Below are 25,790 nucleotides of genomic sequence, written 5' to 3'. Positions count from 1 at the left end.
GGGGCGGCCGGCTCAGCCGGTGGGGGGTGCGGTGATCTGGACATCGGCCCCGAAGTCGGACAGCTCCAGCGTGTACGTCGCGTCATCTCCGGCGGTGAAGAACGGGCCGGTCAGCTCGACCCGGCGCAGCTGTCCGCTGTCGGTGGCGATGGACAGCCGGGCCTGCACCGGCTGACTGGGTTCCTTGCTGGTGAGCGCCTGCGCGACGAGGTCCCCGGGCAGTTGCGCGGTGACCTCGCGGACCACCTCCCCGCCCACCCGCTTCTCCTTCCCGAGCTTCGCGTCCTCGGCGGAGGTGAGCAGCGGGGAGATGCCGGTGTCTGGGTCGAGCAGGGCGCCGGGGTCACCGACGCCGAACTGCGCGGGGTCGACAATGCTGTAGGTCTGCTGGAACGGCAGCTGGGCGTAGACGGTGCCGTCGACGGAGACCGCGTTGACGTCGATCGCCGAGCCCACTGCCTGCACGCGCAACGTCCCGCTGAAGGAGGCGGGTCGGGCGAGGTCGCCCATCCCGCCGAGCAGCACGGTGCCGGTGGCCGGGGCACCCGTGCTTTCCAGGACGAAGTGCACGCTGCGGGTGTCGTCGAGCGTCGTCCGGGCCCGGGCGAGCAGGTCGGTGGCCGACTCCGCCGGGTCGCTGCTGCAGGCGGCGAACGCGGGGACGGCGAGGATGGCGAGGATGGCGAGTGCCGTGCCTCGGCGGCGCTGCCGCATGGTCCCCCCCGTTGCCGGGGCGGGCGCCCGGCGTACCGGGCCGGACAGTAGCGCGGCCGCGTTCTCACGCCCGCGCGGCGAGCCGCCGCTCGATCGTGGCCGCCAGCTTCGGCTGGTCCTTGACCGGCAGGTGGTGGAGCGCCGGGGCGAGGTCGGGGAGCCGGGACTTCTCCGTCATGGCGATCCGGAAGGCCCGCCCGACGGTGATCCCGTGGTCGGGGCGGGAGACGACCTCGACGACGTCGCCGGCCGCGAGGTGACCCGGTTCGAGGACCCGCAGATAGGCACCGGTGGCGCCGTGCGCTGCGAACCGCTTGACCAGGTCCGGGATGGCCCAGTAGCGGGCGAAGTTGGCGCACGGGGTGCGCCAGGCGGTCACCTCGAGCAGCGCCGTCCCGACCTGCCACCGCTCACCGAGGACGGCGCCGACGAGGTCCAGGCCCGTCGTCCGCAGGTTCTCTCCGAAGCGGCCCGGGGGCAGGTCGCGGTCCAGCTCGGCGGCCCACCAGTCGGCGTCGTCCTGGGCGTAGGCGTAGACCGCCTGGCCCTCCCCGCCGTGGTGCCGGCGGTTGACCTGGACGTCGCCGTCCAGGCCGAGCTCGCCGACGGCGACCCGGCCACCGACCGGCCGCTTGTCGATACCGCTGCGGTCGGGCCGACGGCCGGGCAGCGGCAGCAGGTCGACGCCTGCGACGCAGACCGCCTCGACCCGGCCGGTCGAGCTCACTTCTTGGTGGGCTCGGCGTTGGAGAGCGCGGCCACGAAGGCCTCCTGGGGGACCTCGACGCGGCCGACCATCTTCATCCGCTTCTTGCCCTCCTTCTGCTTCTCCAGCAGCTTGCGCTTGCGGGTGATGTCACCGCCGTAGCACTTGGCCAGCACGTCCTTGCGGATCGCGCGGACGGTCTCGCGGGCGATGACCCGGGCGCCGACGGCGGCCTGGATCGGCACCTCGAACTGCTGGCGCGGGATCAGCTCCCGCAGCTTGCCGGCCATCATCACGCCGTAGCCGTAGGCCTTGTCCCGGTGCACGATCGAGGAGAAGGCATCGACGGCCTCGCCCTGCAGCAGGATGTCGACCTTGACGAGATCGGCCTCCTGCTCGCCGGCCTCGGCGTAGTCCAGGCTCGCGTAGCCGCGCGTGCGTGACTTCAGCGCGTCGAAGAAGTCGAAGATGATCTCGCCGAGGGGCAGCGTGTACCGCAGCTCGACCCGGGACTCCGACAGGTAGTCCATCCCGGAGAGGCTGCCGCGGCGACCCTGGCAGAGCTCCATGATGGCGCCGGTGTAGTCGCTGGGCGCGATCACCGTGGCGCTGACGATCGGCTCGAAGATCTTGTCCATCTTGCCGTGCGGCCAGTCGCTGGGGTTGGTGACGACGTGCTCGGAGCCGTCCTCCATCACCACCCGGTAGACGACGTTGGGCGCGGTGGAGATCAGGCTCAGCCCACTCTCCCGCTCGAGCCGCTCCCGCACGATCTCCAGGTGCAGCAGGCCGAGGAAGCCGACCCGGAAACCGAACCCGAGTGCGGCGGAGGTCTCCGGCTCGTAGACCAGCGCGGCGTCGTTGAGCAGCAGCTTGTCCAGCGACTCGCGAAGCAGCTGGTACTCGCTGCCGTCGATCGGGTAGAGCCCGGAGTAGACCATCGGCTTGGGGTCGCGGTAGCCGCCGAGGGACTCCTTCGCCGGGGCGTGCTGCAGGGTCACGGTGTCACCGACCCGGGACTGCCGGACGTCCTTCACCCCGGTGATGAAGTAGCCGACCTCCCCCACGCCCAGGCTCTCCACCGGCTTGGGCTCTGGGGAGATGACGCCGATCTCCAGCAGCTCGTGGGTGACGTTGTTCGACATCATCTTGATCCGCTCGCGGCCGGAGATCCGGCCGTCGAAGACCCGCACGTAGGTGATGACGCCGCGGTAGATGTCGTAGACGGAGTCGAAGATCAGCGCCCGGGCGGGGCCCTCGGCGCGGCCCGTCGGGGCCGGGATCTTCGCGACGATCTGGTCCAGCAGCTCCGGGACGCCCTCCCCGGTCTTGCCGCTGACCCGCAGCACCTCGTCGGGCTTGCAGCCGATGATGTGCGCGATCTCCGCGGCGAACTTCTCCGGCTGGGCGGCCGGGAGGTCGATCTTGTTGAGCACCGGGATGATCGTCAGGTCGTTCTCGATGGCCAGGTACAGATTGGCCAGCGTCTGCGCCTCGATGCCCTGCGCGGCGTCGACGAGCAGCACAGCGCCCTCGCAGGCGGCCAGCGACCGGGACACCTCGTAGGTGAAGTCCACGTGGCCAGGGGTGTCGATCATGTCCAGCACGTGCTCAGTGCCCGCGAACTCCCCGCTGCGCGGAATCCAGGGCAGCCGGACGTTCTGGGACTTGATGGTGATGCCGCGCTCGCGCTCGATGTCCATCCGGTCGAGGTACTGGGCGCGCATCGCGCGTCCCTCGACGATGCCGGTGACCTCCAGCATCCGGTCGGCCAGCGTCGACTTGCCATGGTCGATGTGGGCGATGATGCAGAAGTTCCGGATGCGGGCCGGGTCAGTGGAGGCGGGAGCAGTCACAGTGCGCCCATCGTCCCACGGACCGGCGCGCGGCAAAGCGATTGCCTGGGACGACATCGTCCCGCACGGTGAAGGGGTGCCCCTCCCCGGTAGTCCGCGCCTTCCCTACGCCCAGCTCCCGGCCGGACTGCGCGCGGAGATCGACGAGGCGCTGGGCTCGCCGGTGGTGGGCATCTCGCCTCGACAGGGCGGCTTCTCCCCCGGTCCGGCTGTCGTCGTCACCTGCACGGATGGGCGCCGCGCGTTCGTCAAGGCGGTCGGGACGCCGCTGAACCCCGACACCCCGCACTGCTGCGCACCGAGGCCCGGGTGGCCGCCGGACTGCCCTCGACCCTGTCGGTGCCCGCGCTGCGGGCGAGCGTCGAGTGGTCCGACGCCGCCGGCCAGTGGGTGGCCCTGGTCTTCGACGTGGTCGACGGCGCCCCACCGCCGCTGCCGTGGACCACGTCGACCGCGGCCCGGGCGCTCGCCGGCGTGGGCACCTTCTCGCAGCTCGCCACGCCGTGCCCGGTTCCCGATCTGCCCCCGCTGACCGACCGGCTCGCCGAGGAGTTCACTGCGTGGCGACTGCTGGCCGTACAGCCGCCCGAGGACCTGTATCCCTGGGCGGCCGCCCGGCTCGACTGGCTCGCCGCCACCCCGGACCGGTTGGCCGCCCGGGGCAGCCTGGCCGGCGACACGCTCGTCCACCTCGACCTGCGCGCGGACAACCTGCTGTTCACGCCGGACGGCGGTGTCGTCCTGCTCGACTGGCCGTGGGCCTGCCGAGGCCCGGCGTGGGTCGATGCGGTCGTCCAGGCGCTGGACGCCGCGGTGCACGGCGGACTGGATCCCGGGCGCCTGGTGGACGGGGTGCCGGTGGTTGCCGCGGCGGACGCGGCCGACGTCACCGACTTCCTCCTGGGCATGGCCGGGATGTGGGAGTTCTCGATGCGCCGTCCCGCGCCACCCGGACTGCCCACGCTGCGGGCGTTCCAGCGGCGGTTCCACGACGCGGCGCTGGACTGGGTCGTCCGCCGGGTGGCGGTCGGGCGCTGCGTCGGCTGCTGACCGGCCAGCCGCCGGTTGGGGCCGGAGCGGGCGGGGCTGGTATCTTGTGAGACCGGTCCGCTGATGCATGCCGTCGCGGACGCACGATCATTGCAGCACCGTCAGAAGTACACCTTCCTGCGAGACACCAGAGGCTCACGCGTGGCGAACATCAAGTCCCAGATCAAGCGGATCAAGACCAACGAGATCGCGCGTCAGCGCAACGTCGCGGTCAAGTCCGCCCTGAAGACGTCGGTGCGACGTTTCCGTACCGCCGCCGAGGGCGGGGACAAGGCCGCCGCAACGGCCGCCCTGCAGACCGCCAGCAAGGCGCTCGACAAGGCCGCCAGCAAGGGCGTCATCCACAAGAACCAGGCCGCCAACCGCAAGTCGGCGCTGGCCAAGAAGGTCGCCGGCCTCTGATCTCCGCCGTTCGGCGGACCGTCGTGGTGACGGCCCACCGGCGGGAACGACGAGCCCCTCCCCGCCGCGGGACGGGGCTCGTCGCGTTCTGCGGGGTGCCACTCTCCCGCTACGGAACATGCCTCAGCGACCGGTGCGTACCCGCGCGTCGCGACCGCGGGCGGACTCCGCCCGGATCGCCACGATCCGGCGCACCGCCCGCTCCAGCGCGTAGTCCGGGCTGGCCGCGGCGCCCTTGACGTCGGCATTGAGCTCGGCGGTGACGCCGATGGCCTGCTGCAGCGCGTCGATCGTCCAGCCGCGGGCTTGGCTCTGAGCCTTCTTCACCTTCCACGGGGGCAGCTTCAGCGTGCGGGCCAGGTCCCCGACGTTCGAGGTGTTCAGCGACGCGACGCGGGCCGCGGTGCGCACACCGTCGGCGAGCGCGTCGGCGATGAGGACGTGCGCAACGCCGCGCTGCAGCGCCCACCGGAGCATCTCCACCGAGCCGGCCGTGTCGCCGACGAGGACCCGCTCGGCCACGGTGAACCCGGTGACCTCCGCCTGCCCACGGTGGAACCGGGCCACCGCGTCGGCGTCGATGGACCCGCCGAAGTCCGATACCAGCTGGCTGGCCGCCGAGGACAACTGGCGCAAGTCGTTGCCGACGGCCTCCAGCAACGCGGTGGCCGCGTCGGGGGTGATCCGCCCACCGACCCGGCGCACCTCGTTGCGGAGAAAGGCGATGCGCTCCCCCGCCGAACCGATCCTGGGGCACTCGTCGACGGCCGCGCCGGCCGCCTTGAACGCTTTGAGCAACGCCTCGTTCCGCTTCCCGCCGGGGTGCACGACCACGAGCGTCAGGTCGGGGTCGGGACTCGTGGTGTAGCTGACGAGGGAGTCGACCAGCACCCCGGCTGCCTCGTGCACCCCGGTGACGACGACCAGCCGGTGCCCGCCGAACAGCGAGGGGGTCAGCGCCTCGGCCAGGGTGCCCATCGGCAGGCCGCCGGCGACGAGCTCGTGCTCCTCGGAGTCGGGATGGGCGTCGCGGACCGCCGCCCGGACGGCGGAGACCGCGCGGGCACGCAGCAGCTCCTCCTCGCCCACCACCACCCGCAGGTGCGACGTCGGTGCCGGGGGTGCTGCTGCCACGGGCCCATCGTGTCACGCGGTACAGACCGTCCGGTCGCCGCGCAACGGGCCGCACGGCGCAGGTCGACGGGCACCCCAGCGACCGGCAGCCCACCGGCCGTGGCCCGGGCGACGGTGTCCGGCCCGCGCACCGCCACGCCCCAGTCCCCGGCTCGGCCGACCACGGCGACGTCGCCGTCCCGGTCGGTGCGATAGACCCGCATCCGGTCCTCGGCGAGCCAGTCGAGCAGCCGGTCCGTGGGGTGGCCGTAGGTGTTATCGACGCCCACGGACACCACCGCCACCTGCGCACCGCTGGCCGCCAGGAAACCCGGATCAGCGTCCGCGCTGCCGTGGTGAGGCACCTTGAGGACGTCGGCCTGCAGATCCACCCCGGCGGACACCAGCCGCTGCTCGGCCTCGGCGCCGAGGTCCCCGGTGAGCAGCACCCGGACACCGCGCTGACTGGCGCGCACTACCATGGACAGGTCGTTGGGCTCCGCGCCGGCCGTTGCCGCGGCAGCCCGAGGAGCCAGCACCTCGAACCGGGCGTCCCCGACCGTGCGGATCTCGCCCGGCTCCAGCACCACGTGTCGGCCGCCCGATCGGACGACCAACCGCTCCAGGGAGCCCACCCGGTCGTCGGTCGGGGCGAGGGTCCCGGTGGCGACCACGCCGACCTTCCGGCCGGTCAGCGCACCCGCCAGCCCGGCGACGTGGTCGGCGTCCAGGTGGGAGAGCAGCACCAGCGGCAGCCGGTCGACGCCCAGCCGGGTCAGGCAGCTGTCGACGCCGGTGGCATCCGGGCCGGCGTCGACGAGCACGCCCTCCCCCGGCGCGGTGGGCAGCACGAGGGCGTCGCCCTGACCGACGTCGCAGGCGACCAGGACGGTGTCGGCCGGCGGCCAACCACGGGCCGCCTGCCGCAGCGGCCAGCCGAGCAGCACGACGCCGAGCAGTGCGGCCAGGAAGAGGGGGCGCAGGCGGGGCCAGCGCAGCAGCACCACCGCGCCTCCCGCCAGCAGAACGGCCAGCAGCACCGCGCCCCGCAGGCCGGCCGGCCAGCCGGCCGCCCCATCCGGTACGGCTGCGGCGCGCTCGGCGACGACCACCAGCCAGCGCACCGGCCAGCCGGCCAGCCAGCTCAGCACGTCGGCCGCACCCGGCAGGATCGGGGACATCACGGCCGCGCCGAGGCCGAGCACGGTGGCCGGCGCGACGGCGGGCGCGGCCAGCAGGTTGGCCGGCAGCGACACCAGGCTGACCACCCCGGAGAACGCGGCCACCAGCGGCGCGGTGACCAGACCGGCTGCGGCGCTGACGGCGATCGCCTCGGCCGGCAGCCGTGGGACGCCCCGCCGCCGCAGGGCCAGTGCCCACGGCGGCGCCAGCAGCACGATGGCCACGGTGGCGGCGACCGACAGGACGAAGCCGCCGTCCCGGGCCAGCGTCGGGTCCAACAGGAGCAGCACGGCGACGGCCGCGGACAGCGCCGGCACCGCGGCCCGGGACCGCCCGGATGCCAGGGCCACCAGCGTGACCGCACCCATCGCGCCGGCCCGCAGCACGCTCGCACCCGGCCGGGCCAGCACCACGAAAGCCACCAGGGCCAGCAGGCCGACCGCTGCCTGTACCCGGCGGTCGACGGCCCGGCGGCGCAACGGCCACAGCACCAGGGCGACCGCGATGGCGACGTTCGCGCCGGACACGGCCGTCAGGTGCGACAGCCCTGCCCGGTGGAACTCGCTGGTCAGCGCCGGGTCCATCGCGCCGGTGTCGCCGACCACCAGCCCGGGCAGCAGGCCGGCCGGTCGCGGGTCGAGCGCGCGGGCGGCCGAGTCGGCCAGGCCGGTCCGGAGCACCCCGGCCACCTGCTGCACCCGTCCCGGGCCGCCCGCGCCGACCGGCGGGGACCGGGCCGAGAGCACTGCCACGACGTCGTCGCCGGGTTCCGCCGGCCGGACCGCCGCCCGCAGCCGCACCTGTTGCCCGGGCAGCAACCCGGACCACTCCGCGGCGGGACCGAAAACCAGCACCGCGCCGCCCCGCACGGGCAGGCCGGCGGCCTCTTCGACCGTGGCGGCGATGAGCACGCGAGGTTTCCCCATCCCCGACAGCGGACGTGGGTCGTCGTCCACTCGCACCAGGACCGGGGCGATCGCCTCTTCCGCAGCGAGTTGGGCCAGGGGTGAGCCGGCCCGGTCTGCGGCCCGTGCCGCAGCGGTGGCCGACACCGCGGTGGCGGCGGCCAGGCAGGCCACGGCGACGGCCGCACGGGCCGGCCACCGCGCCAGTCCGGGCCTCCGCCCGCGCACCAGCAGCACGGTCGCCAGCACCGCGCAGCCGACGGCCAGGACTCCCAGCGTCGCCGGGGCCCAGGTGCGCGCAACCAGGGTGAGCAGCCAGACGGTGACTGCCGGCGGCACCAGCCGGAGGTCGACCCACGACCACCGGTCGGTCGTCACCTGCCGTCGCACCCGCACACCGGCGACGCTAGGAGCGGCCGGCCGTCCGACAGCCCGGCACAGGCAGGCTGTGGACGGGCGCGGCCGCTGGGGACGGCGGCCAGCGCATCGAACCACCGGTGTGCTCAGACAGTCAGACGGTGACCCGCTCGGCGAGCTGGGCGAAGATCGCCGGCCCGATGCCGCTGACGTCGTCCAACTGGTCGACGCTGGTGAAGGGGCCGGACGTGGTGCGGTGGTCGACGATCCGCTGCGCCAGCACTGGCCCGATGCCCGGCAGGGCGTCGAGGTCGGCGACGGTGGCGCTGTTGAGGTCCAGCAGCCCGCCGGGCGCAGCACCCCCCGAAGGACCCGCGGGCGGGACCGGCGCGCCGGACACGCCCACCGCGATCTGCTCGCCGTCGGTCAGCAGCGCAGCGGCGTTCACGGCGGCCGGGTCAGCTTCGGGCAATAGGCCGCCGGCGGCGGCCAGTGCGTCGGCGACCCGGGAGCCCGCCGGCAGCGTCACCACGCCCGGTGACGCCACGTGCCCGACCACGGAGACCACGACCGTGCCGCTGGTCGGCGAAGGAGGCGGCGCCGAGCTCGGGGCCGCGGACCCCGCGGTCGCCGCCGGGGCAGCGGTCTGCACTGCGGGGACCGGCTCTACTGCCGGGCGGTCCACCCACGTCCAGCCGGCCACGGCGACGGCGGCGAGCAGGCCGACCGCCCACAGCGCCCACGTGCCCGGCCTCCCGGGGTCCAGCCGGGCAGTGGCGCCCGGCGCCCGGTGCCGCCCCATCCCGGCCGGCAGGCGACCGGCCGGATCAGACCCCGCCTCGGGCCGCGCCGCCGGCCCCGCCTCGTCCCGTTCGCCGTCGTCCTCGTCCGTCCACTCGTCCGGCTCGTCTTCGTCAGAGGGCACCCACCCGTCGGTGCGGGTGCCGGCGAGCAGCGCACGCAGCCGGGCCCGGATCACGTCGTCGTCGCTGCGGCGGGCTGAGGAGCGCACGGGTCTGGACGGTAGGTGTCACTCCCGACCGGGGCGACCCCCGCAGGCCGACTGTGGACGACGGACCCGGCTGTGGACGGCGGGCCACGCTCGACGGGCCCGAGGTCCAGGGTGAGCGGGTGCCCGCCCCCTCCTCCTCAACCGTCCCCGTGCTGGCCGGTGTGCTGGCCTGCGTCGTCCGGGCGGTCGTCGCCGGCCGGGCCGCGTACCGGCGGCGCGTCCCCGACCGCTGCCTCCGGCCGGAACGGATCGAGCACGACCCCGACGGCGCCGGGGCCGACGTGGGCCCCGACCGCGGCGCCGATCTCGCTGAAGTGCAGCTCGCGGACGTCGGGCAGCCGGGCGGTGAGCGCGTCGGCCAGCCGCTGCGCCCGGTCCGGCGCCGCCAGGTGGTGCACCGCCACGCCCACCGGTCCGCTGCCGGCCACGTCGACGGCGTGCTGGACGATGCGGTTGAGTGCGCGGCTCGACGTGCGCACCTTCTCCAGCGCCACGACCCGGCCGTCGACCACGTGCAGCACCGGCTTGACCGCCAGAGCGCTGCCCAACAGCGCCGCCGCCGACCCGATCCGCCCGCCGCGGCGCAGGTGGTCCAGGGTGTCCACGACGAAGAAGACCCGGGCACCGGCGGCGGTGTTGCGGGCCGCGGCGGCGACCAGCGCTGCGTCCTCCCCGGAGGCAGCCGCCCGTGCGGCGGCGAGCACCGCGAACCCGGTGCCCATCGCCGCCGACCGCGAGTCGAGAACGGTCACCAGGTGCTCACCGACCTGGGCGGCAGCCAGCCGGGCGGCGTCCACGGTGCTGGACAGCTCTCCGGAGAGGTGGACCGACACGATGCGGTCGGCGCCGGCGGCCAGCCGCCGGCGGTAGGCGGCCACGAAGTCCCCCGGCGTGGGCCGGGAGGTCGACACCTGGCCGCCGCGGACGCCGAGCGCCCGGGCCACCTCGTCGGGGGTGACGTCGGCGCCCTCGCGCCCCGAGCGGCCGGCCAGCACGACGTAGAGCGGGACGACCTCCACGTCGTACCGTCCGATCAGGGCGGCCGGCAGATAGGCCGTGGAGTCGGTGACCACGGCGACGGACATGTCGCGAGGCTAACGGCGCGGCTCAGAGCGCCGCGTCGGCGTCCTCCGGCGACGCCGCCGGCGCCCCCTCCTCGGGGGTCGCTCCACTGCGCGACGGGTGCCCGTCCGCGTCCGCTCCGGAACGCCGGCCGGCCAGGGTGACGTCCACCGGGGTGGGGGCGCGGCCGGGTCGCGGCACCGAGACGTTGTGCTGCATCAGGCGCCACCGGGTGGACTGGAAGGTCAGCTCACTCCAGTGGCAGTTGCCCAGCGGCCCGAAGACCCGCCGGTGGTCGGCCCCCAGGCCCATCAGCACCTCGACCAGCCGACCGGCCGTGCCGCCGTGGGTCACCAGCACCGCCACGTCCACCGGAGGGAGCCCAGCCACGGCGGCCAGCGACCGCTGCCCCACGGAATCCGCGGACTCCCCGCCGCGCCCCCGCACCGGGCGCCCGGACATCCAGTCGGCGTACTGCTCGGGATGCCGTTCGGCCACCTCGTCCCGGGTCAGGCCCTCCCACGCACCCAGGCCGTGCTCCCGCAGCCGCTCGTCGACCTGCACCGGCACACCCAGCAACGGGGCCAGAGCGGCCGCGGTCCCACGGGCGCGCAGCAGGTCGCTGGAGATCACGGCCGTCTGCTGGCCGGACAGCAGCTCCGCCAGGTGCGGTGCGGTCCGGGCGGCCTGTGCCCGGCCCTCGTCGTCCAGGGGTGGGTCCAGCTGGCCCTGGAAGCGCCCGCCGGCGTTCCACTCCGTCCGGCCGTGCCGCCAGACCAGCAGTCGGGCGACCGGCGGGACGGCGACCCCGTCGGTCACCGCTCGGTCTGCCCCGCGGTGTCGAGGTCAGGGTCACCCAGCTCGTCGGTGTCGTGGGCGGCCGGCGCAGCGGGTGCCGAGGGCGGCGCGGCAGCGTCGACGAAGGGGATGACCGGGCAGTCCTTCCACAGCCGCTCGAGGGAGTAGTAGGCGCGCTCCTCGGCGTGCTGGACGTGCACGACGACGTCGACGAAGTCCAGCAGCACCCAGCGCGACTCGGCGACGCCCTCGCGGCGCACCGGCTTCACACCGTGTTCGCGCAGCCGCTCCTCCACCGCGTCGACGATGGACTGGACCTGGCGTTCGTTGGGTGCCGACGCCAGGACGAAGGCGTCGGTGATGGCCAGCCGGTCGCTCACGTCGATGATGGACACGTCGGTGGCGAGCTTGTCGGCGGCAGCCTGTGCGGCGAGCAGTGCGGTCTCGCGGGCCTCGGCCGAGGCGGTCATCGGGGAATCTTCTCCTGCAGGTCGTGGGACGGGGGGTCCCCGGGGGATGGGCCGTCGGGCGACGGCGCCGGGTCACCGGCCGGGTCGTCGGAACCCGAGTGGTGGTGGAGGGGGGCCGGTCCGGAGACGGTGAACGGTCGGCGCAGCCCCGTCCCGGCACGCGCCTCGTCGTTCACGGCGGAAGCCCGGGGCGCGCGGTACAGCCCGCGCTTCTCGATGTACTGCACGACGCCGTCGGGCACCAGGTACCAGACCGGCGACCCCCGACGGACCCGGTCGCGGCAGTCGGTGGAGCTGATCGCCAGGGCCGGGATCTCCACCAGACTGACGCCGCCGGCGGGCAGGTCGGCCTCGGCGAGCTGGTAGCCGGGGCGGGTGACGCCGACGAAGTGCGCCATGTCGAACAGCCGCTGGTTGTCCCGCCACCCCACGATCTGGGCGAGAGCGTCGGCGCCGGTGATGAAGAACAACTCGGTGCCCGGGTGCTGAGCGCCCAAGTCGGTGAGGGTGTCGATGGTGTAGGTGGGCCCGCCGCGGTCGACGTCGACCCGGCTCACGGAGAAGCGGGGATTGGAGGCAGTGGCGATCACCGTCATGAGGTAGCGGTCCTCGGTGGGGCTCACCCCGCGCTCGGACTTCTGCCAGGGCTGGCCGGTGGGGACGAACACCACCTCGTCGAGGTCGAAGAGGTCGGCCACCTCGCTGGCGGCCACCAGGTGCCCGTGGTGGACGGGGTCGAAGGTGCCGCCCATCACCCCGAGTCGTCCGGCCACCGAACGAGCCTAGCCCGGTCCCACCGGAGCCAGTCGTGTGACCACCGGCTCCGGCGGGCGCAGTACCTCGGGGCCAGGCGTTCGACTGCGGCGGACCGGCACCCTTCGGCGACCGGCCCCCCCGTGCAGCCGGTCGTTCAGCGGCTCACCCGCCGCGACGCCCCCGAGTGCGGGCTCTTGCTGCAGCGGGCGGCGAGCCGCCGTCCCACCCAGGGCAACGCGGCCGGCGCTCCCCGGATACGGCTCGGATGCGGAAAACCCGATGGCAACGGTCCCACCGGCGTGTCGTCCCGGTGGGCGGGACGGTGAGGTCCGACAGCGCGGGTCAGAGGGTGGTGACGAAGTCGGCCAGCTGGGCCGCGGTGCGCACCTCGACCATCGGGATGACCTCGCGGTAGCGGTCGGCGTCAGAGTCACCGCTCCCCCACAGCCGGCGGGGTTCCGGGTTCAGCCAGTACGCCGAGCGCGACCGCCGGACCAGGTCGGCCAGCGTGGCCAGCCCCGGCTGGCGGTAGTTGGTCCGCCCGTCGCCCAGCACCAGCAGCGAGGTCTTCGGACCCACGGCCGCCGGCCACTTCTCGGCGAACACCTCGAAGGCGTTGCCGTAGTCGCTGTGCCCGTCGAAGGCGACGACGTCGGCCTCCCGGCCGATCCGGGCGATCGCGTCGACGACGTCCACCCCGGGGCGGAAGAACCGGGTCACCTCGTCGGTGGCGTCGACGAAGGCGAACGCCCGCACGCCGGTGAAGTGCTCGCGCAGCGCCTGGGTGAGCATCAGGGTGAAGTGGCTGAAGCCGGCGACCGAGCCGCTGACGTCGCACAGCACCACCAGCTCCGGCTTGTGCACCGCCCGCGGCCGGTGGTGCGTGACCAGCGGCATGCCGCCGGTGGCCAGCGAGGCCCGCACGGTGCGGCGGAAGTCCAGCCGCCCCTCCCGGCCCAGCCGACGGCGGGCTGACAGGCGGGCGGCCAGTCGCCGGGCCAGCGGTGCCACCGTGCGGCGCAGCTCCGCCAGGTCGGACTGCTGGGCACGGAGGAAGTCGACCTGGTCAGCCAGCGGGCGCACCGCCGTCCGGGCGACCCTGTCCCGGCCCTTCTCCGCGGCCGTGCGCCGCCGCACCTCTGCCTCCACGGCCGCCCGGAATGCCGCCACGCGCTCCTTGCCCGTCTGCCGGGCGACCTGCTCGGCCAACCCGCCGCCCTGCTCTCCCCCGAGCAGGCCGCGGACCAGGGCGGCGATCAAGGTGTCCGGCGACAGCGCGCGCAGCACCCGGTAGCTGAAGAACGACTGCCCACTCGGGGAGGGCTGGCCCTGGCCGAGCTGGTCGACGGCGAGCCGGGCGAAGCGCCGCAGCGCCTCCTCGTCGCCGGACAGCAGCAGCCGCAGCAGCTCTGCCCGCATCCACTCGGCCAGCTGCCCGGGGTCCCCGCCGGCCGGGGGCATGCCGTCGGTGTCCGCCCCGGTCGCCTCGTCGTCCGCGTCCGGATTCGCACTGCCCCCGGGCCGGCCCGGCCGGTCCGTCAGCGGCCACCACAGGTCGAACAGCACGTCGAAGGTCGGCCGCTGGGCCGCCCGCTGCAGCAGCACGGCACCCAGCCCGTGCCGCAGCTGCTCCCGGTCGAGCAGGTCGACCACGGTGAGCACCTCGGCGGCGTCCACCGCCTGGCTGATGCCGACCGGCACGCCGGCCTCCCGCACCGCCCGGACGAAGCCGTCCAGGTGCCCGGCCAGCCCCCCGGGCACGGTGTCGTCCGGGGCGGGCATCAGTTCAGCCGGAGCTCGGCGGCGGCCCGCGCCTGGTCGCTGGAGTGCTTGAGCACCACACCCAGCGTGGCCTTCACGGCCGCCTCGTCCAGCGTGTCCAGGCCCAGCGCCAACAAGGTGTGCGCCCAGTCGAGCGTCTCGGAGATCGACGGCGACTTCTTCAACTCCAGCGCGCGCATCGCCCGCACGGTCCGCACCAGCTGGTCGGCCAGCGCCGGCGCCAGGTCGGGCACCCGGGACAGCACGATCTCCCGCTCCCGCTCCGCGGTCGGGTAGTCCAGGGCCAGGTACAGGCACCGGCGCTTGAGCGCCTCGGACAGCTCGCGGGTGGCGTTGGAGGTGAGCACCACCAGTGGACGGCGCACCGCGGTGATCGTGCCCAGCTCGGGGATGGTGACCTGGAAGTCGCTGAGCACCTCCAGCAGCAGGCCCTCCACCTCGACGTCGGCCTTGTCGGTCTCGTCGATGAGCAGCACCGTGGGGTCGGTGCGGCGGATCGCGGTGAGCAGCGGGCGGGCGAGCAGGAACTCCTCGCCGAACACGTCGTCGTGCACGCTGTCCCAGTCGGCGCCACCGTCGGTACCGGCCCCGGCCGCGGAGATGCGCAGCAGCTGCTTCTTGTAGTTCCACTCGTACAGTGCGCGGGCCTCGTCCAGACCCTCGTAGCACTGCAGCCGGATCAGCTCGGCCGCTGTCGCCGTCGCCAGCGCCTTGGCCAGCTCGGTCTTGCCGACGCCCGCCGGTCCCTCGACCAGCAACGGCTTGCCGAGCCGGTCGGCCAGGAAGACGGTGGTGGCGATCTGGTGGTCGGGCAGGTAACCGGCCGCGGAGAGCCGAGCGGTCACGTCCGCGACGTCGGCGAACTGGGCGGTGTGCGCCGGCGGGCGGGGCATGCGGCTCCTCGGAAAGCGGGTCGGTCAGGTGCTCAGCGGATGTGGCCGGAGCCCGTGACGACGTAAGTGGTCGAGGTGAGTTCGGGCAGGCCGAGCGGCCCCCGGGCGTGCAGCTTCTGGGTCGAGATGCCGATCTCGGCGCCGAACCCGAACTCAGCCCCGTCGGTGAACCGGGTCGAGGCGTTGACCAGGACGGCGGCGGCATCCACCCCGGCGGTGAAGGCGGCGATCGCCGTCGCGGAGTCGGCCACGATCGCCTCGCTGTGCCCGCTGCCCCACCGGTCGATGTGGTCCAGCGCCTGCGGCAGGTCGTCGACCACGCGGACGGCCATGTCCAGCGACAGGTATTCGGTGGCCCAGTCCTCGTCGGTGGCCGGGAGGACGCCGTCGTGCGCGGCGAGCGCCATCTCGTCGCCGTGCAGGGTCACCCCCGCGTCGGTGAGCGCGGACAGCAGCCGGGGCAGGAACGGCACGTCCCGGTGCACCAGCAGCGTCTCCGCGGAGTTGCAGACGCTGACCCGGTGGGTCTTGGAGTTCAGCACGACCGCCTCGGCGGTCGCAGCGTCGGCGGAGGCGTCGACGTAGACGTGGCAGTTGCCGACGCCGGTCTCGATCACCGGCACCGTCGCCTCCCGCACGACCCGCTGGATCAGCGAGGCGCCACCGCGGGGGATGACCACGTCGACCAGCCCGCGGGCGCCCAGCAGCTCCCCCACCGAGGCCCGGTCGGCGGGCAGCAGGGCGATCGAGCCGGCCGGCAGCCCGGCCTTCTCGGCCGCCTCGGTGAGGACGGCGACCAGCGCCGTGTTGGTGCGGTGCGCCGAGGCGGAGCCACGCAGCAGGGCCGCGTTGCCGCTCTTCAGGCACAGTCCGGCGGCGTCGACGGTCACGTTGGGGCGGGCCTCGTACACGATGCCGACCACGCCGAGGGGCACCCGCACCTGGCGCAGCTGCAGCCCGTTGGGCAGCGTCGACCCGCGGACGACGTCGCCCACCGGGTCGGGCAGCGCGATCAACTGACGGAGGCCGTCGGCGGCCCCGGCCAGCCGGGTCCGGTCCAGCCGCAGCCGGTCCAGCAGCGACTCCGGCGTGCCGTCGGCGGCGGCCGCCTCCACATCGGCGGCGTTGGCGGCGAGCACCTCGTCCGCCCGCTCCAGGAGCGCTTCGGCCATCGCCGCCAGCGCGGCGTCCTTGGTGTCGGTGGGCAGCGTGCGCAGCACGCGGGCGGCCTCGCGGGCGCGCTCCGCGGCAGCCCCGATCAGGGGCAGGTCGGCGGCGTACACGCCCCCAGACTACGCGGCGGGCATGCCGGGCAGCTCCTCCCAGCAGGTGCAGCGGCGTCCGAATGCGGTTGCCCGCCCGGCCGGAGCCCGGCAGCCTCCGCGAGGTGTCCGGGCGACGAGCGGTGCCCGCCGCTGACCGCTCCGTCCACCGCCTGCTCGCCAGCCTGTTCCTCACCTGGACCGGGTTCGCCCTGACATCGGTGGGTGCAGCGCTCCTGCTGGTCGACCGCTTCGGCCTCGGGGTCACCACCGGGACGGCGCTCGCGGTGCAGGTGCTGACCAACGTGCTGGTCGGACCTCTGGTCGGTGACCTGGTGTCCCGGCGCGCCCCCCGGTCGCTGGCCATCGGCAGCTCCCTGACCGGCGGGCTGCTGGTGCTCGGCTACCCGGCGGCGCACACGCCCGGTCAGGCGCAGCTCGTCGCCTTCCTGACCGGCCTGGCGGTGCTGCCCGGCATCCCGGCCCGGATGGCGCTGCGGTCCGCGCTCGTGCCCGCGGCGTCCCAGCACCGCGTCAGTGGCCAGATGGTCGCGGCCGAACGGCTGGCCCTGGTGCTCGGTCCGCTGGCCGCCGGCCTGCTCGCTGCCCGGCTGGGCTACCCGGCCGTCTTCTACGGCGAGGCGGTGCTCGCCGCTGCAGCTGCCGCCCTGCTGCTCCGCACGCCCTCCTCGCGCCGGTTCCGGCGGTCACGTCCGGGCCCCACCGGTGGAGCGGGCCCTACCGACGGGCGACGGCGCTGTTCCGGGGAAACGCGCTGCTGACCGGCTACACGGTCCCGGCGACCACCTACTCGATCGGCATCGGAGTGCGGCGGCTGGCGCTGCCCGCGCTCGCGGTCCTCCTCACCGGCCGCGCGGGACCCGAGCTGGGTGTGCTGACGGCCGCGCTCGCGGCCGGGGGCGCCGCCGGCGGCCTGCTGCTCGGTCGGCTGGCTCCGGCCCGGCCCGAGCGGTGGTACCTGCTGTTGTCGGCCATGGAGGGCGCCGGGTGGGCGCTGCTGCTGCTGGTGCCGTCCTACCCGGGGACCGTGGTGCTGCTGGCCCTCGTCGGGGCCGGCGAGGGTGCGGCCACCGCCCTGTTCTTCAGCCGCGTGCAGGAGCTGGTCCCGTCGGCCGAGGTCGGGCGCTACTTCTCCGTGCTCAGCCCGGTCACGGACGCGGCGGTCGTGGCCGGCCTGCTGCTGGCCGCCACGTTCGGCGGGCCGCGGTTGGCGAGCTGGGGACTGGTCACGATCGCCGTCCTGGTGGTGCTGCCGGTCCTCCTGACCCCCGCGCTGGTGCGCGCAGCCCGGGCAGAGCCCCGACAGGGGTGGCGGGGCGGTGCCGGGCCAGCCGGGAGCGCAGCCCGCTCCGGACGGCGGGCCACTCGGCGTCGGTGATGGAGAAGACCACCGTGTCCCGCAGCGACCCGTCCGGCTGCCGCCGGTGGTTGCGCAGCACGCCGTCCTGCTTGGCGCCCAGCGCGGCGATCGCCGTCCGGGACTGCCGGTTGTGCCAGTGTGTGCGGAACTCCACCGCGATGCAGCCGAGCGTCTCGAACGCGTGGCCGAGCAGCAGCAGCTTGCTCTCGGTGTTCACCCCGGTGCGCTGGGCGGAGCGCGCGGTCCAGGTGTAGCCGATCTCCAGCCGGGGCGTCGCGGCGTCGACGTTGCAGTAGGTGGTCATCCCCAGCGCCGTCCCGGTGCTGGCCCGGCGCACGGTGAACGGCAGCATCGTGCCGGCGGCGTGCGCCGCCAGCTTCGCCTCGATGTCGGCCGCCATCGTGTCCGGACTCGGCACGGCGGTGTACCAGAGCTCCCACAGCCGCCCGTCCGACGCCGCGACGGCCAGCTCGTCGGCGTGCTCCCGCCGCAACGGCTCCAGGACGACGACGTCCCCGGCGAAGGTGACCGGCTCCAGGAACTCCACGGTCAGCCGCGCAGCGCCCGGAGAACCCGCTTGCGGGTGTCCCCGGTGAGCCGGTCGACGAAGAGCTTCCCGTCGAGGTGGTCGACCTCGTGCTGCAGGCAGCGCGCCATCAGGCCGGAGCCCTCCAGCCGCAGCGGCTCGCCGTGCACGTCGAGACCCTCGGCGGCGCAGTGCATCGCCCGCACGGTGGGTGCGTACAGGCCCGGGATGGACAGGCACCCCTCGTCGTCGTCCTGGAGCTCCTCGGACCGCTCGACGACCACCGGGTTGACCAGGTGGCCGATGACCCCGTCGACGTTGTAGGAGAAGACGCGCAGGGACACCCCGATCTGCGGAGCGGCGACCCCGGCGCGACCGGGGTGGTCAACGGTCTCCTCCAGGTCGCGGACGAGGGCGGCGAGATCACGGTCGAAGGCCCGCACCGGGTCGGCGGGGGTGCGCAGCACGGGGTCCCCGAGCTCGCGGATGGGACGGATGCTCACCCGCCCAGTCTCTCAGCCGACGAGTCTGCGCCCGACGAGGACCATCTCGTCCCGGTGCACGACCTCCCGGCGGTGCTCGGGGTCCAGCTCGGAGGTCTTGCGTCCCAGCAGGTCGGGCAGCTCGCGGGCGTCGTAGGCGACCAGGCCCCGGGCCACCACGAGCCCGTCGGGGGCGACCAGCTCCACCGGGTCGTCGGCCAGGAACTCCCCGGTCACGCCGGTGATGCCCGCCGCCAGCAGCGAGGCGTGCCGCTCCCGCACCGCGCGCACCGCGCCGTCGTCGAGCAGCAGCCGGCCGCGCGGGCGGCTGGCGTAGCGCAGCCAGAACTGACGGGCCGAGGGCCGGCGCCCCGACGGCGCGAACAGCGTGCCGACCCGCTCCCCGGCCAGCGCCGCCGCGGCCTGCGCAGTGGAGGTGACGACGACGGGCACCCCGGCAGATGCGGCGATGAACGCGGCCTCGACCTTGGTGGCCATCCCCCCAGTGCCGACGCCGTTGCGGCTGGCCGACCCGAGGGTCACCGTCGCCAGGTCGGCCGGGCCGTGCACCGTGTCGACCAGCTGGGCAGGGCCGGTGCGCGGGTCGCCGTCGTAGACGCCGTCGACGTCGGAGAGCAGCACCAGCGCATCGGCGGCGGCGACGTGCGCGACCAGCGCGGCGAGCCGGTCGTTGTCCCCGAAGCGGATCTCCTCGGTGGCCACCGTGTCGTTCTCGTTGACGATCGGCAGCGCACCAAGGGCGAGCAGCCGCTCCACCGTCTGCCGGGCGTTGCGGTAGTGGCTGCGCCGGGTCAGGTCGTCGGCGGTGAGCAGCACCTGCCCGACCATGATGTCGTGTGCGCCGAAGGCGTCGGCGTAGGTCTGCACCAGGCGGAGCTGCCCGACGCTGGCGGCGGCCTGCGCCGTGGCCAGGTCACGCGGCCGGCCGGTGAGCCCGAGCGGGGCCAGACCGGCGGCGATCGCGCCGGAGGAGACCAGCACGACCTCACGGCCGGCGGCGCGCAGGGCACCCAGGACGTCGACGAGCGCCCGCAACCGGTCGACGTCCAGCCCACCGGGCAGGGTGGTCAGCGACGAGGAACCGACCTTGACCACGACCCGGCGGGCATCGCCGATCTGCGGCCGGGCAGTCACGTGTTTTCCTCGCTGGCGCTCGTCGGCCACGCGCCTGGAGGTGCTCCGTCCCTGCGTGAGCTCGCGAGCTCGCTCACGTGCCGTCGGCGGGGACGGCGTCCGGGTCGTGCTCCGGCTCGTCCTCCAGCGGGGTCAGCTCGTAGGGCACCCGACGGGCCTTCTTGGCCGCCAGCCGCTCGTTGGCCCGGGCCCGACTGTCGCTCTCCAGCCGGGTGTCAGTGCCCCGGCCGCCGAGCCCGGCGGTCTCCTCGATCGACAGGATGCCGGCGGGCAGCGTGGGCTCCCAGTCGAAGGTGACGTCGCCGACGGTGATCGCGTCGCCGGGGACGGCGCCGACCTTGGCCAGCTGCTCCTCGACGCCCAGCCGGTTGAGCCGGTCGGCGAGGTAGCCGACCGCCTCGTCGTTGGTGAAGTCGGTCTGCCGGACCCACCGCTCGGGGCGGGTGCCCAGCACGACCCAGCCGTCGGTGCGCGGGTCGGGCTCGACGGTGAAGCCGCCGTCGTCCACCGCGCGCGGAGTGATCGTGATCGGCGCCGCATCGAGTGCGGGCAGCGTGGCGCGGTGCTCGTCGACCGCCGCGGCCAGCGCGAAGCCGAATTCGGTCAGGCCCTCACCGGTGGCCGCGCTGATGGCGAAGACCTGCAGCCCGCGCGCCTCCAAGGTGGGACGGACCAGGTCGACCAGCTCGCGGGCGTCCGGCACGTCGATCTTGTTCAGGACGGCGATCTGCAACCGGCCGACGAGGTCGAGCTCGTCGCCGCCGTACTCGCGGAGCTCGTGCTCGAGGGCATCGATGTCAGTCTCCGGGTCGCGGCCGGGCTCCATGGTCGCCATGTCGATCACGTGCACCAGGACGGCGCAGCGCTCGACGTGCCGGAGGAACTCCAGGCCCAGGCCCTTGCCGACCGACGCACCAGGGATGAGGCCGGGGACGTCGGCCATCGTGTACGTCGTGTCGCCGGAGCGGATGACGCCCAGCTGCGGCACCAGAGTGGTGAAGGGGTAGTCGGCGATCTTCGGCCGGGCCGCGGACATGGCGGCGACCAGCGAGGACTTGCCCGCCGACGGGAACCCGACCAGGCCGACGTCGGCGACGCTCTTGAGCTCGATGACGGCGTCGACGGTCTCGCCGGGCTCGCCGAGCAGGGCGAAACCGGGGGCCTTGCGGCGGGCGTTGGCCAGCGCCGCGTTGCCGAGGCCGCCCTTGCCGCCCTTGGCGAGCACCATCTGGGCGCCGGCGCCGACGAGGTCAGCGACCTGGATGCCGTTCACGGTCACGACCGTGCCCGACGGGACGCGGAGGACGAGGTCCTCGCCGCGGCCACCGTTGCGGTAGTTGCCGGCGGCCTGCTTGCCGTTGCCGGCCTTCTGGTGCGGGCTGTGGTGGAAGTCCAGCAGCGTGTGCACGCTGGGGTCGACCTCGACGACGATGTCGCCGCCGTCGCCGCCGTCGCCGCCGTCCGGGCCCCCGAGGGGCTTGAACTTCTCGCGGTGCACGGAGCTGACTCCGTTGGCGCCCTTGCCTGCTGCCACAAGCACGGTCACGCGGTCGATGAAAGCGGCCATGATCGCCGCCTCTCTGCGTTACGGCCGTACGGAAACAGGGAAACTACCGCTCCGCCCAGCGCCGACCGGGGTCGGCGCTGGGCGAAGGACAGCAGGTGGTGCTGGGTCGGCCCCGATCGGCCCCTCTGCAGGGTCCCGCCGCGAGCGTGCGAGCGGTGGGGGGCAGAGGGGTCCTCTTTCAGACGGCGACCGGGACCTGCGCCGGGACGGCGGAGATCGCGACCTCGCGCCGGCCGCGCCGGAAGCCGAAGGTCACCGCGCCGGGGACCAGAGCGAACAGCGTGTCGTCCTTGCCGCGGCCGACGCCCAGACCCGGGTGGAAGTGCGTGCCGCGCTGGCGGACGATGATCTCACCGGCCTTCACGACCTGGCCACCGAAGCGCTTGACGCCGAGACGCTGCGCATTTGAGTCGCGGCCGTTGCGGGAGGACGAGGCGCCCTTCTTGTGTGCCATGTCGTCGTCAGCCCTTCGTGATGTCTGCGCTGATGTCCCGGACCACGACGTCGGTCAAGGGCTGACGGTGCCCCTGCCGCTTGTGGTAACCGGTCTTGTTCTTGAACTTGTGGATGTGGATCTTCGGGCCCTTGCCGTGGCCGACGATCTCACCGGTCACGGTGACGCCCGCCAGGGCCTGGGCGTCGGCGGTGACAGTGTCACCGTCGACCAGGAGCACGGCCGGGAGGGTGAGGGTGTCACCGGCCTCTCCGACCAGGCGGTTCACGGTGAAGGTGTCACCGACACCCACCTTGTGCTGCTTGCCACCGGCCTTGACGACTGCGTACACCACTGACTCCTCGATCGGTTAACTCATGTCCTGCGCTGTGTCCTGCGCGCACGACCGGTACGGGGCCGGGTGCTGGACGGGTCACGGACGCCGACCAGGCGGCACGCGAGTGCGCGGCCCGTGGCGATGCAACCCGGCCAGCGTACCCGAGGCACGCGGCCCGGGTCGAACGCGGTGGGCACGGTCCCGGGTGGGGCGTGCCCCGGCCCCCTCCAGGGCGTCCCCGACGCGTGCGAAGGGACCCAGGAGGGGGCCCTTTGTCCAGGAGGGGGTCCTTCATCAGGACGGCGGACCGGCCGGCCGCGAGGCTGCACGGCGACGGCGCGGGCGCGCCACCGGCTCTTCGGCCGCCACCTCCATCTGGGCCTCGGCCTCCGTCTCGGCCGGGACGATCGGGCCGGAGATCGGGACGAGGTCGACGGCGGTCACCTCGACCGGGGCGATCTCGACCGAGCCGAGCTCGGCGGTTGCGACCTCGTCCGTGCTGACCTCGTCCGTGCTGACCTCGTCCGTGCTGTGACCGACCGACTCGTCTGCCCGCTCGTCCTCGGGCTCGCCGCCGTCGGTCTCCTCCGTGTCGCGTGCGCCGGCCAGCACCGCGGCGTCCTCGGCCGCGCGGGCCTCGCCGGACTGGCCGCGGCCACGACGGCCCCGACTGCGCCGGCCACTGCGGCTGGTCCCCTCGGCCGAGGTCTCCGCGACGCCCGCGCCGGTCGACTCCAGTGCCGCGGCCCCGGCCGCCTCCACCGCGTCGTCGACGACCGCCTCCAGGTCGTCGAGCGGCTCGGTGGTGTCGCGGCGCGGCTGGTCGCTGCCGGAGTCACGGGAGGGATCGCGTCCGGAGCGGTCCCGGTCGCGGTTGCGGCCAGAGCCGTTCCCGCCCCCACCGCCGTTGGAGCCACCGCCGTTGGAGCCACCGCCGTTGGAGCCACCGCCGTTGGAGCCACCGCCGTTGGAGCCACCGCCGTTGGCACCGGAGCGCCGCTTCTCGTCCACCGGGTCCAGCTGGACCAGCACGCCGCGGCCGCGGCAGTGCTCGCACGGCTCGGAGAAAACCTCGAGCAGGCCCTGGCCGACCCGCTTGCGGGTCATCTGCACCAGGCCCAGCGAGGTGACCTCGGCGACCTGGTGCTTGGTGCGGTCCCGGCCCAGGCACTCGGTGAGCCGCCGGAGCACCAGGTCGCGGTTGCTCTCCAGCACCATGTCGATGAAGTCGATGACGATCATGCCGCCGATGTCGCGCAGCCGGAGCTGTCGGACGATCTCCTCCGCGGCCTCGATGTTGTTCCGCGTGACGGTCTGCTCGAGGTTGCCACCGGACCCGACGAACTTGCCGGTGTTGACGTCGACCACGGTCATTGCCTCGGTGCGGTCGATGACCAGCGACCCGCCCGAGGGCAGCCAGACCTTGCGGTCCAGCGCCTTCATCAGCTGCTCGTCGATCCGCAGGTCATGGAAGGCGTCGCCGGTGCCGGTGTAGCGCTGTACCCGCTCGGACAGCTCCGGAGAGACGTGCGCGACGTAGGCCTCGACGGTGTCCCAGGCGTCATCCCCCTGGACGACCAGCCGCTTGAAGTCCTCGTTGAACACGTCGCGAATGACCCGGATGGCCAGGTCCGGCTCACCGTAGAGCAGCGTCGGGGCGGTGCTGGTCGACGAGGCCTTGGTCTGGATGACCTCCCACTGCGCCTGCAGCCGGGCCACGTCGCGGGTGAGCTCCTCCTCGGAGGCGCCCTCCGCCGCGGTCCGGATGATGACGCCGGCGTCCTCGGGAACGATCTTCTTGAGGACGTCCTTGAGCCGGGTGCGCTCCTTGTCCGGCAGCTTCCGGCTGATCCCGGTCATCGAGCCACCGGGCACGTAGACCAGGAAGCGGCCCGGCAGGTTGATCTGCTGGGTCAGCCGGGCGCCCTTGTGGCCGATCGGGTCCTTGGTCACCTGGACCAGCACCTTGTCGCCGGACTTCAGCGCCTGCTCGATGGAGCGGGACTTGCCGGACAGGCCGGCGGCGTCCCAGTTGACCTCACCGGCGTACAGGACGGCGTTGCGGCCCTTGCCGACGTCGACAAACGCGGCCTCCATGCTGGGGAGCACGTTCTGCACCCGGCCGAGGTAGACGTTGCCGGCGAAGGACGCCGACTGCGCCTGGGTGACGTAGTGCTCGACCAACACGTCGTCCTCGAGGACGGCGATCTGGGTGCGCTCCCCCTGCTGCCGGATGACCATCGCCCGGTCGACCGCCTCGCGGCGGGCCAGGAACTCCGATTCGGACAGGATCGGCGCGCGCTTGCGCCCCCCGTCACGGCCCTCCCGCCGGCGCTGCCGCTTGGCCTCCAGCCGGGTGGAGCCGGCGACGCCACGGACGTCGTCATCGCTGGAGGTGCGACCGTTGCGCCCGGCCCGCTCGGGGCGGTCGTCGGTGTCCTCGACGGCTTCCTCGGTGCCGGTGCCGGTGCCGCTGCTCTCGCCCCGGCGGCGGCGCCGGCGCCGGCGCCGGGTGCTCGAGCCGCCGGCGGCCTCACCGTCGTCGGAGTCGTCGTCGTCCTCACCGGTGGAGTCCGCGTCGCTGTCGCTGTCGCCGTCGCTGGTGTCCTCGACGTCGTCTTCGGTCGAGGCGTCGTCGGCGGAGGTGTCGCCCTCATCTTCGGCATCCGCGCCATCCTCGCCGCTGCGGCCACGACCGCGACCCCGACGACCGCGCCGCCGGCGGCGGCTGCCGCTGGAACCGGACTCCTCGCCGTCGCGGTCGTCGCCGTCCTCGGCGTCGCGCTCGTCGAGGTCGGAGTCGTCGGAACTGGGTGCATGGGTGCCCGGGCGCGAGACAACGGCCTCCTCGGCGACCGGGCTGGTCTCCTCGTCGGCGGCGTGCTCGACGGGCTCCCGGCGACGGCCGCGGCTGCGGCGGGGGGCCGGCGCCTCGGTCTCCGCGGCGGCCGGCTCGGCCGGCCGCGTGGCGGCCGGCTCCCCGGTCTCGACCGGCGACTCGGCCTGCGGACGACGGCCGCGCCGGCGGGGGGCGACGGCGTCGGGCTCGGGCGGGGCCACGAAACTGACGAAGGCCGGGATGGACGGGACGGCCGGGGGGACCTGGGCCGGAGCCGGGGCAACCGAGTCCGGGTCGGCCGACAGGGCGGGGCGGGTGGCCCGCCGGCGCGGCCGGGCGGTCACCGTGGTCGGCTCGGGCGAGCTGAACGGTGCGGCGAAGCGGGGGACCTCGTCGACCGGCGCGGAGACCGGGACGGGCGGCGGTGCGGAGAAGTCGAGGGCGGCCTCGGCGGACCGCCCGCCGGTCCGCTCGGCTGCGGCCAGGGCCTCGGCCCCGCCGTCGGCCTCCTCGTCCTCCTCGTGGGCCGGGCCGGGAGCAGGGACCTCGGCGGCTGGGGCCTCGGGTGTCGGGTTCTCCGCAGCCGGGGTCTTCGGCGTGGGGTCCTGGGGGATCTCCCCCGCCGTCCCCTGCTCGGTCTCGGGGGTGTTCTCGTCGATGCGGTCGGCCACGAAGGGCTCGCCTCCTGGTGCGCTCCCGGGCGCCGATCGGAGTGTTCCGACTGGCGGCCGCGCAGGAAACGCGGGTTGG

Annotated in this window: 23 protein-coding genes; 3 read left to right on the top strand and 20 right to left on the bottom strand. The window is 74.2% G+C overall.

What is annotated here, in order from left to right:
• Positions 1-12 precede the first annotated feature (12 nt).
• The 3 genes from BLW04_RS11050 to lepA all read right to left on the bottom strand — a co-directional run bounded on the left by BLW04_RS11050 (position 13) and on the right by lepA (position 3,276).
• Positions 13-714, bottom strand: coding sequence for an LppX_LprAFG lipoprotein (locus tag BLW04_RS11050; RefSeq protein ID WP_091540260.1), 702 nt, complete (start codon positions 712-714; stop codon positions 13-15).
• 64 nt (positions 715-778) lie between these two features.
• Positions 779-1,441: an MOSC domain-containing protein gene (locus tag BLW04_RS11045; protein ID WP_091540257.1), complete on the bottom strand. Its 663-nt coding sequence runs from the start codon at positions 1,439-1,441 to the stop codon at positions 779-781.
• Positions 1,438-3,276 (bottom strand): translation elongation factor 4, encoded by a 1,839-nt coding sequence (lepA, locus tag BLW04_RS11040; RefSeq protein ID WP_091540254.1) that lies wholly within the window; start codon positions 3,274-3,276, stop codon positions 1,438-1,440. Before lepA ends, BLW04_RS11045 begins: the two co-directional genes overlap by 4 nt.
• A gap of 309 nt (positions 3,277-3,585) precedes the next feature.
• Here lepA and BLW04_RS11035 point away from each other — a divergent pair, with 309 nt between their 5' ends.
• Positions 3,586-4,326: a phosphotransferase gene (locus tag BLW04_RS11035; RefSeq protein ID WP_175484008.1), complete on the top strand. Its 741-nt coding sequence runs from the start codon at positions 3,586-3,588 to the stop codon at positions 4,324-4,326.
• A gap of 141 nt (positions 4,327-4,467) precedes the next feature.
• A complete protein-coding gene (gene rpsT / locus BLW04_RS11030; protein WP_091540248.1) occupies positions 4,468-4,728 on the top strand; it encodes a 30S ribosomal protein S20 in 261 nt (86 codons plus the stop codon).
• 123 nt (positions 4,729-4,851) lie between these two features.
• Here the strand turns inward: rpsT and holA are convergent, their stop codons facing one another.
• From holA to BLW04_RS10980, 10 genes are all read right to left on the bottom strand, one after another.
• Positions 4,852-5,799 carry a DNA polymerase III subunit delta gene (gene holA / locus BLW04_RS28345; protein ID WP_254781362.1) on the bottom strand — a complete coding sequence of 316 codons (948 nt, stop codon included), beginning with the start codon at positions 5,797-5,799 and terminating at the stop codon, positions 4,852-4,854.
• Positions 5,682-8,324: a ComEC/Rec2 family competence protein gene (locus BLW04_RS11020; RefSeq protein WP_091540245.1), complete on the bottom strand. Its 2,643-nt coding sequence runs from the start codon at positions 8,322-8,324 to the stop codon at positions 5,682-5,684. The genes holA and BLW04_RS11020 overlap by 118 nt, the downstream gene beginning before the upstream one ends.
• Positions 8,325-8,439: 115 nt before the next feature.
• Complete coding sequence (locus tag BLW04_RS11015) at positions 8,440-9,297, bottom strand: ComEA family DNA-binding protein (RefSeq protein WP_091540240.1); 858 nt, start codon at positions 9,295-9,297, stop codon at positions 8,440-8,442.
• Between the two features lie 137 nt (positions 9,298-9,434).
• Positions 9,435-10,382, bottom strand: coding sequence for a DegV family protein (locus tag BLW04_RS11010; RefSeq protein ID WP_091540237.1), 948 nt, complete (start codon positions 10,380-10,382; stop codon positions 9,435-9,437).
• A 22-nt stretch (positions 10,383-10,404) separates the two neighbouring features.
• Positions 10,405-11,178 (bottom strand): histidine phosphatase family protein, encoded by a 774-nt coding sequence (locus tag BLW04_RS11005; RefSeq protein ID WP_091540233.1) that lies wholly within the window; start codon positions 11,176-11,178, stop codon positions 10,405-10,407.
• Complete coding sequence (gene rsfS / locus BLW04_RS11000) at positions 11,175-11,627, bottom strand: ribosome silencing factor (RefSeq protein ID WP_254781328.1); 453 nt, start codon at positions 11,625-11,627, stop codon at positions 11,175-11,177. Before rsfS ends, BLW04_RS11005 begins: the two co-directional genes overlap by 4 nt.
• Complete coding sequence (gene nadD / locus BLW04_RS10995) at positions 11,624-12,400, bottom strand: nicotinate-nucleotide adenylyltransferase (protein ID WP_254781326.1); 777 nt, start codon at positions 12,398-12,400, stop codon at positions 11,624-11,626. Before nadD ends, rsfS begins: the two co-directional genes overlap by 4 nt.
• Before the next feature lie 325 nt (positions 12,401-12,725).
• A complete protein-coding gene (locus BLW04_RS10990) occupies positions 12,726-14,165 on the bottom strand; it encodes a vWA domain-containing protein (protein ID WP_091540225.1) in 1,440 nt (479 codons plus the stop codon).
• Entirely contained in the window at positions 14,165-15,058 is an 894-nt protein-coding gene (locus tag BLW04_RS10985; RefSeq protein WP_091540221.1) for an AAA family ATPase, read from the bottom strand. Before BLW04_RS10985 ends, BLW04_RS10990 begins: the two co-directional genes overlap by 1 nt.
• Before the next feature lie 32 nt (positions 15,059-15,090).
• Positions 15,091-16,341 (bottom strand): glutamate-5-semialdehyde dehydrogenase, encoded by a 1,251-nt coding sequence (locus BLW04_RS10980; protein WP_175484007.1) that lies wholly within the window; start codon positions 16,339-16,341, stop codon positions 15,091-15,093.
• Between the two features lie 104 nt (positions 16,342-16,445).
• Between BLW04_RS10980 and BLW04_RS10975 the strand changes: the two genes are divergently transcribed.
• The gene (locus BLW04_RS10975) at positions 16,446-17,102 is read left to right on the top strand and encodes an MFS transporter (protein ID WP_175484006.1); all 657 of its coding nucleotides are present in this window, start codon (positions 16,446-16,448) and stop codon (positions 17,100-17,102) included.
• 465 nt (positions 17,103-17,567) lie between these two features.
• On the opposite strand, the gene BLW04_RS10970 is transcribed toward BLW04_RS10975, so the two are convergent.
• The 7 genes from BLW04_RS10970 to BLW04_RS10940 form a co-directional block, all read right to left on the bottom strand.
• Positions 17,568-18,248 carry a GNAT family N-acetyltransferase gene (locus BLW04_RS10970; RefSeq protein WP_091540214.1) on the bottom strand — a complete coding sequence of 227 codons (681 nt, stop codon included), beginning with the start codon at positions 18,246-18,248 and terminating at the stop codon, positions 17,568-17,570.
• Between the two features lie 2 nt (positions 18,249-18,250).
• Positions 18,251-18,730, bottom strand: coding sequence for a peptide deformylase (gene def / locus BLW04_RS10965; protein WP_091540209.1), 480 nt, complete (start codon positions 18,728-18,730; stop codon positions 18,251-18,253).
• A 12-nt stretch (positions 18,731-18,742) separates the two neighbouring features.
• Positions 18,743-19,864 carry a glutamate 5-kinase gene (proB, locus tag BLW04_RS10960; RefSeq protein WP_091540206.1) on the bottom strand — a complete coding sequence of 374 codons (1,122 nt, stop codon included), beginning with the start codon at positions 19,862-19,864 and terminating at the stop codon, positions 18,743-18,745.
• A gap of 73 nt (positions 19,865-19,937) precedes the next feature.
• Positions 19,938-21,431 (bottom strand): GTPase ObgE, encoded by a 1,494-nt coding sequence (obgE, locus tag BLW04_RS10955; protein ID WP_091540202.1) that lies wholly within the window; start codon positions 21,429-21,431, stop codon positions 19,938-19,940.
• A gap of 178 nt (positions 21,432-21,609) precedes the next feature.
• On the bottom strand, positions 21,610-21,885 hold the full coding sequence (rpmA, locus tag BLW04_RS10950; protein ID WP_091540199.1) for a 50S ribosomal protein L27: 276 nt from the start codon (positions 21,883-21,885) through the stop codon (positions 21,610-21,612).
• 7 nt (positions 21,886-21,892) lie between these two features.
• Positions 21,893-22,216 (bottom strand): 50S ribosomal protein L21, encoded by a 324-nt coding sequence (gene rplU, locus BLW04_RS10945; protein WP_175484005.1) that lies wholly within the window; start codon positions 22,214-22,216, stop codon positions 21,893-21,895.
• 279 nt (positions 22,217-22,495) lie between these two features.
• Positions 22,496-25,711 (bottom strand): Rne/Rng family ribonuclease, encoded by a 3,216-nt coding sequence (locus tag BLW04_RS10940; RefSeq protein WP_091540192.1) that lies wholly within the window; start codon positions 25,709-25,711, stop codon positions 22,496-22,498.
• Positions 25,712-25,790: the final 79 nt, after the last annotated feature.

The sequence above is a fragment of the Modestobacter sp. DSM 44400 genome (assembly GCF_900107175.1).
Taxonomy (GTDB): domain Bacteria; phylum Actinomycetota; class Actinomycetes; order Mycobacteriales; family Geodermatophilaceae; genus Modestobacter.
This window is presented reverse-complemented; position numbering and strand designations above follow the sequence as displayed.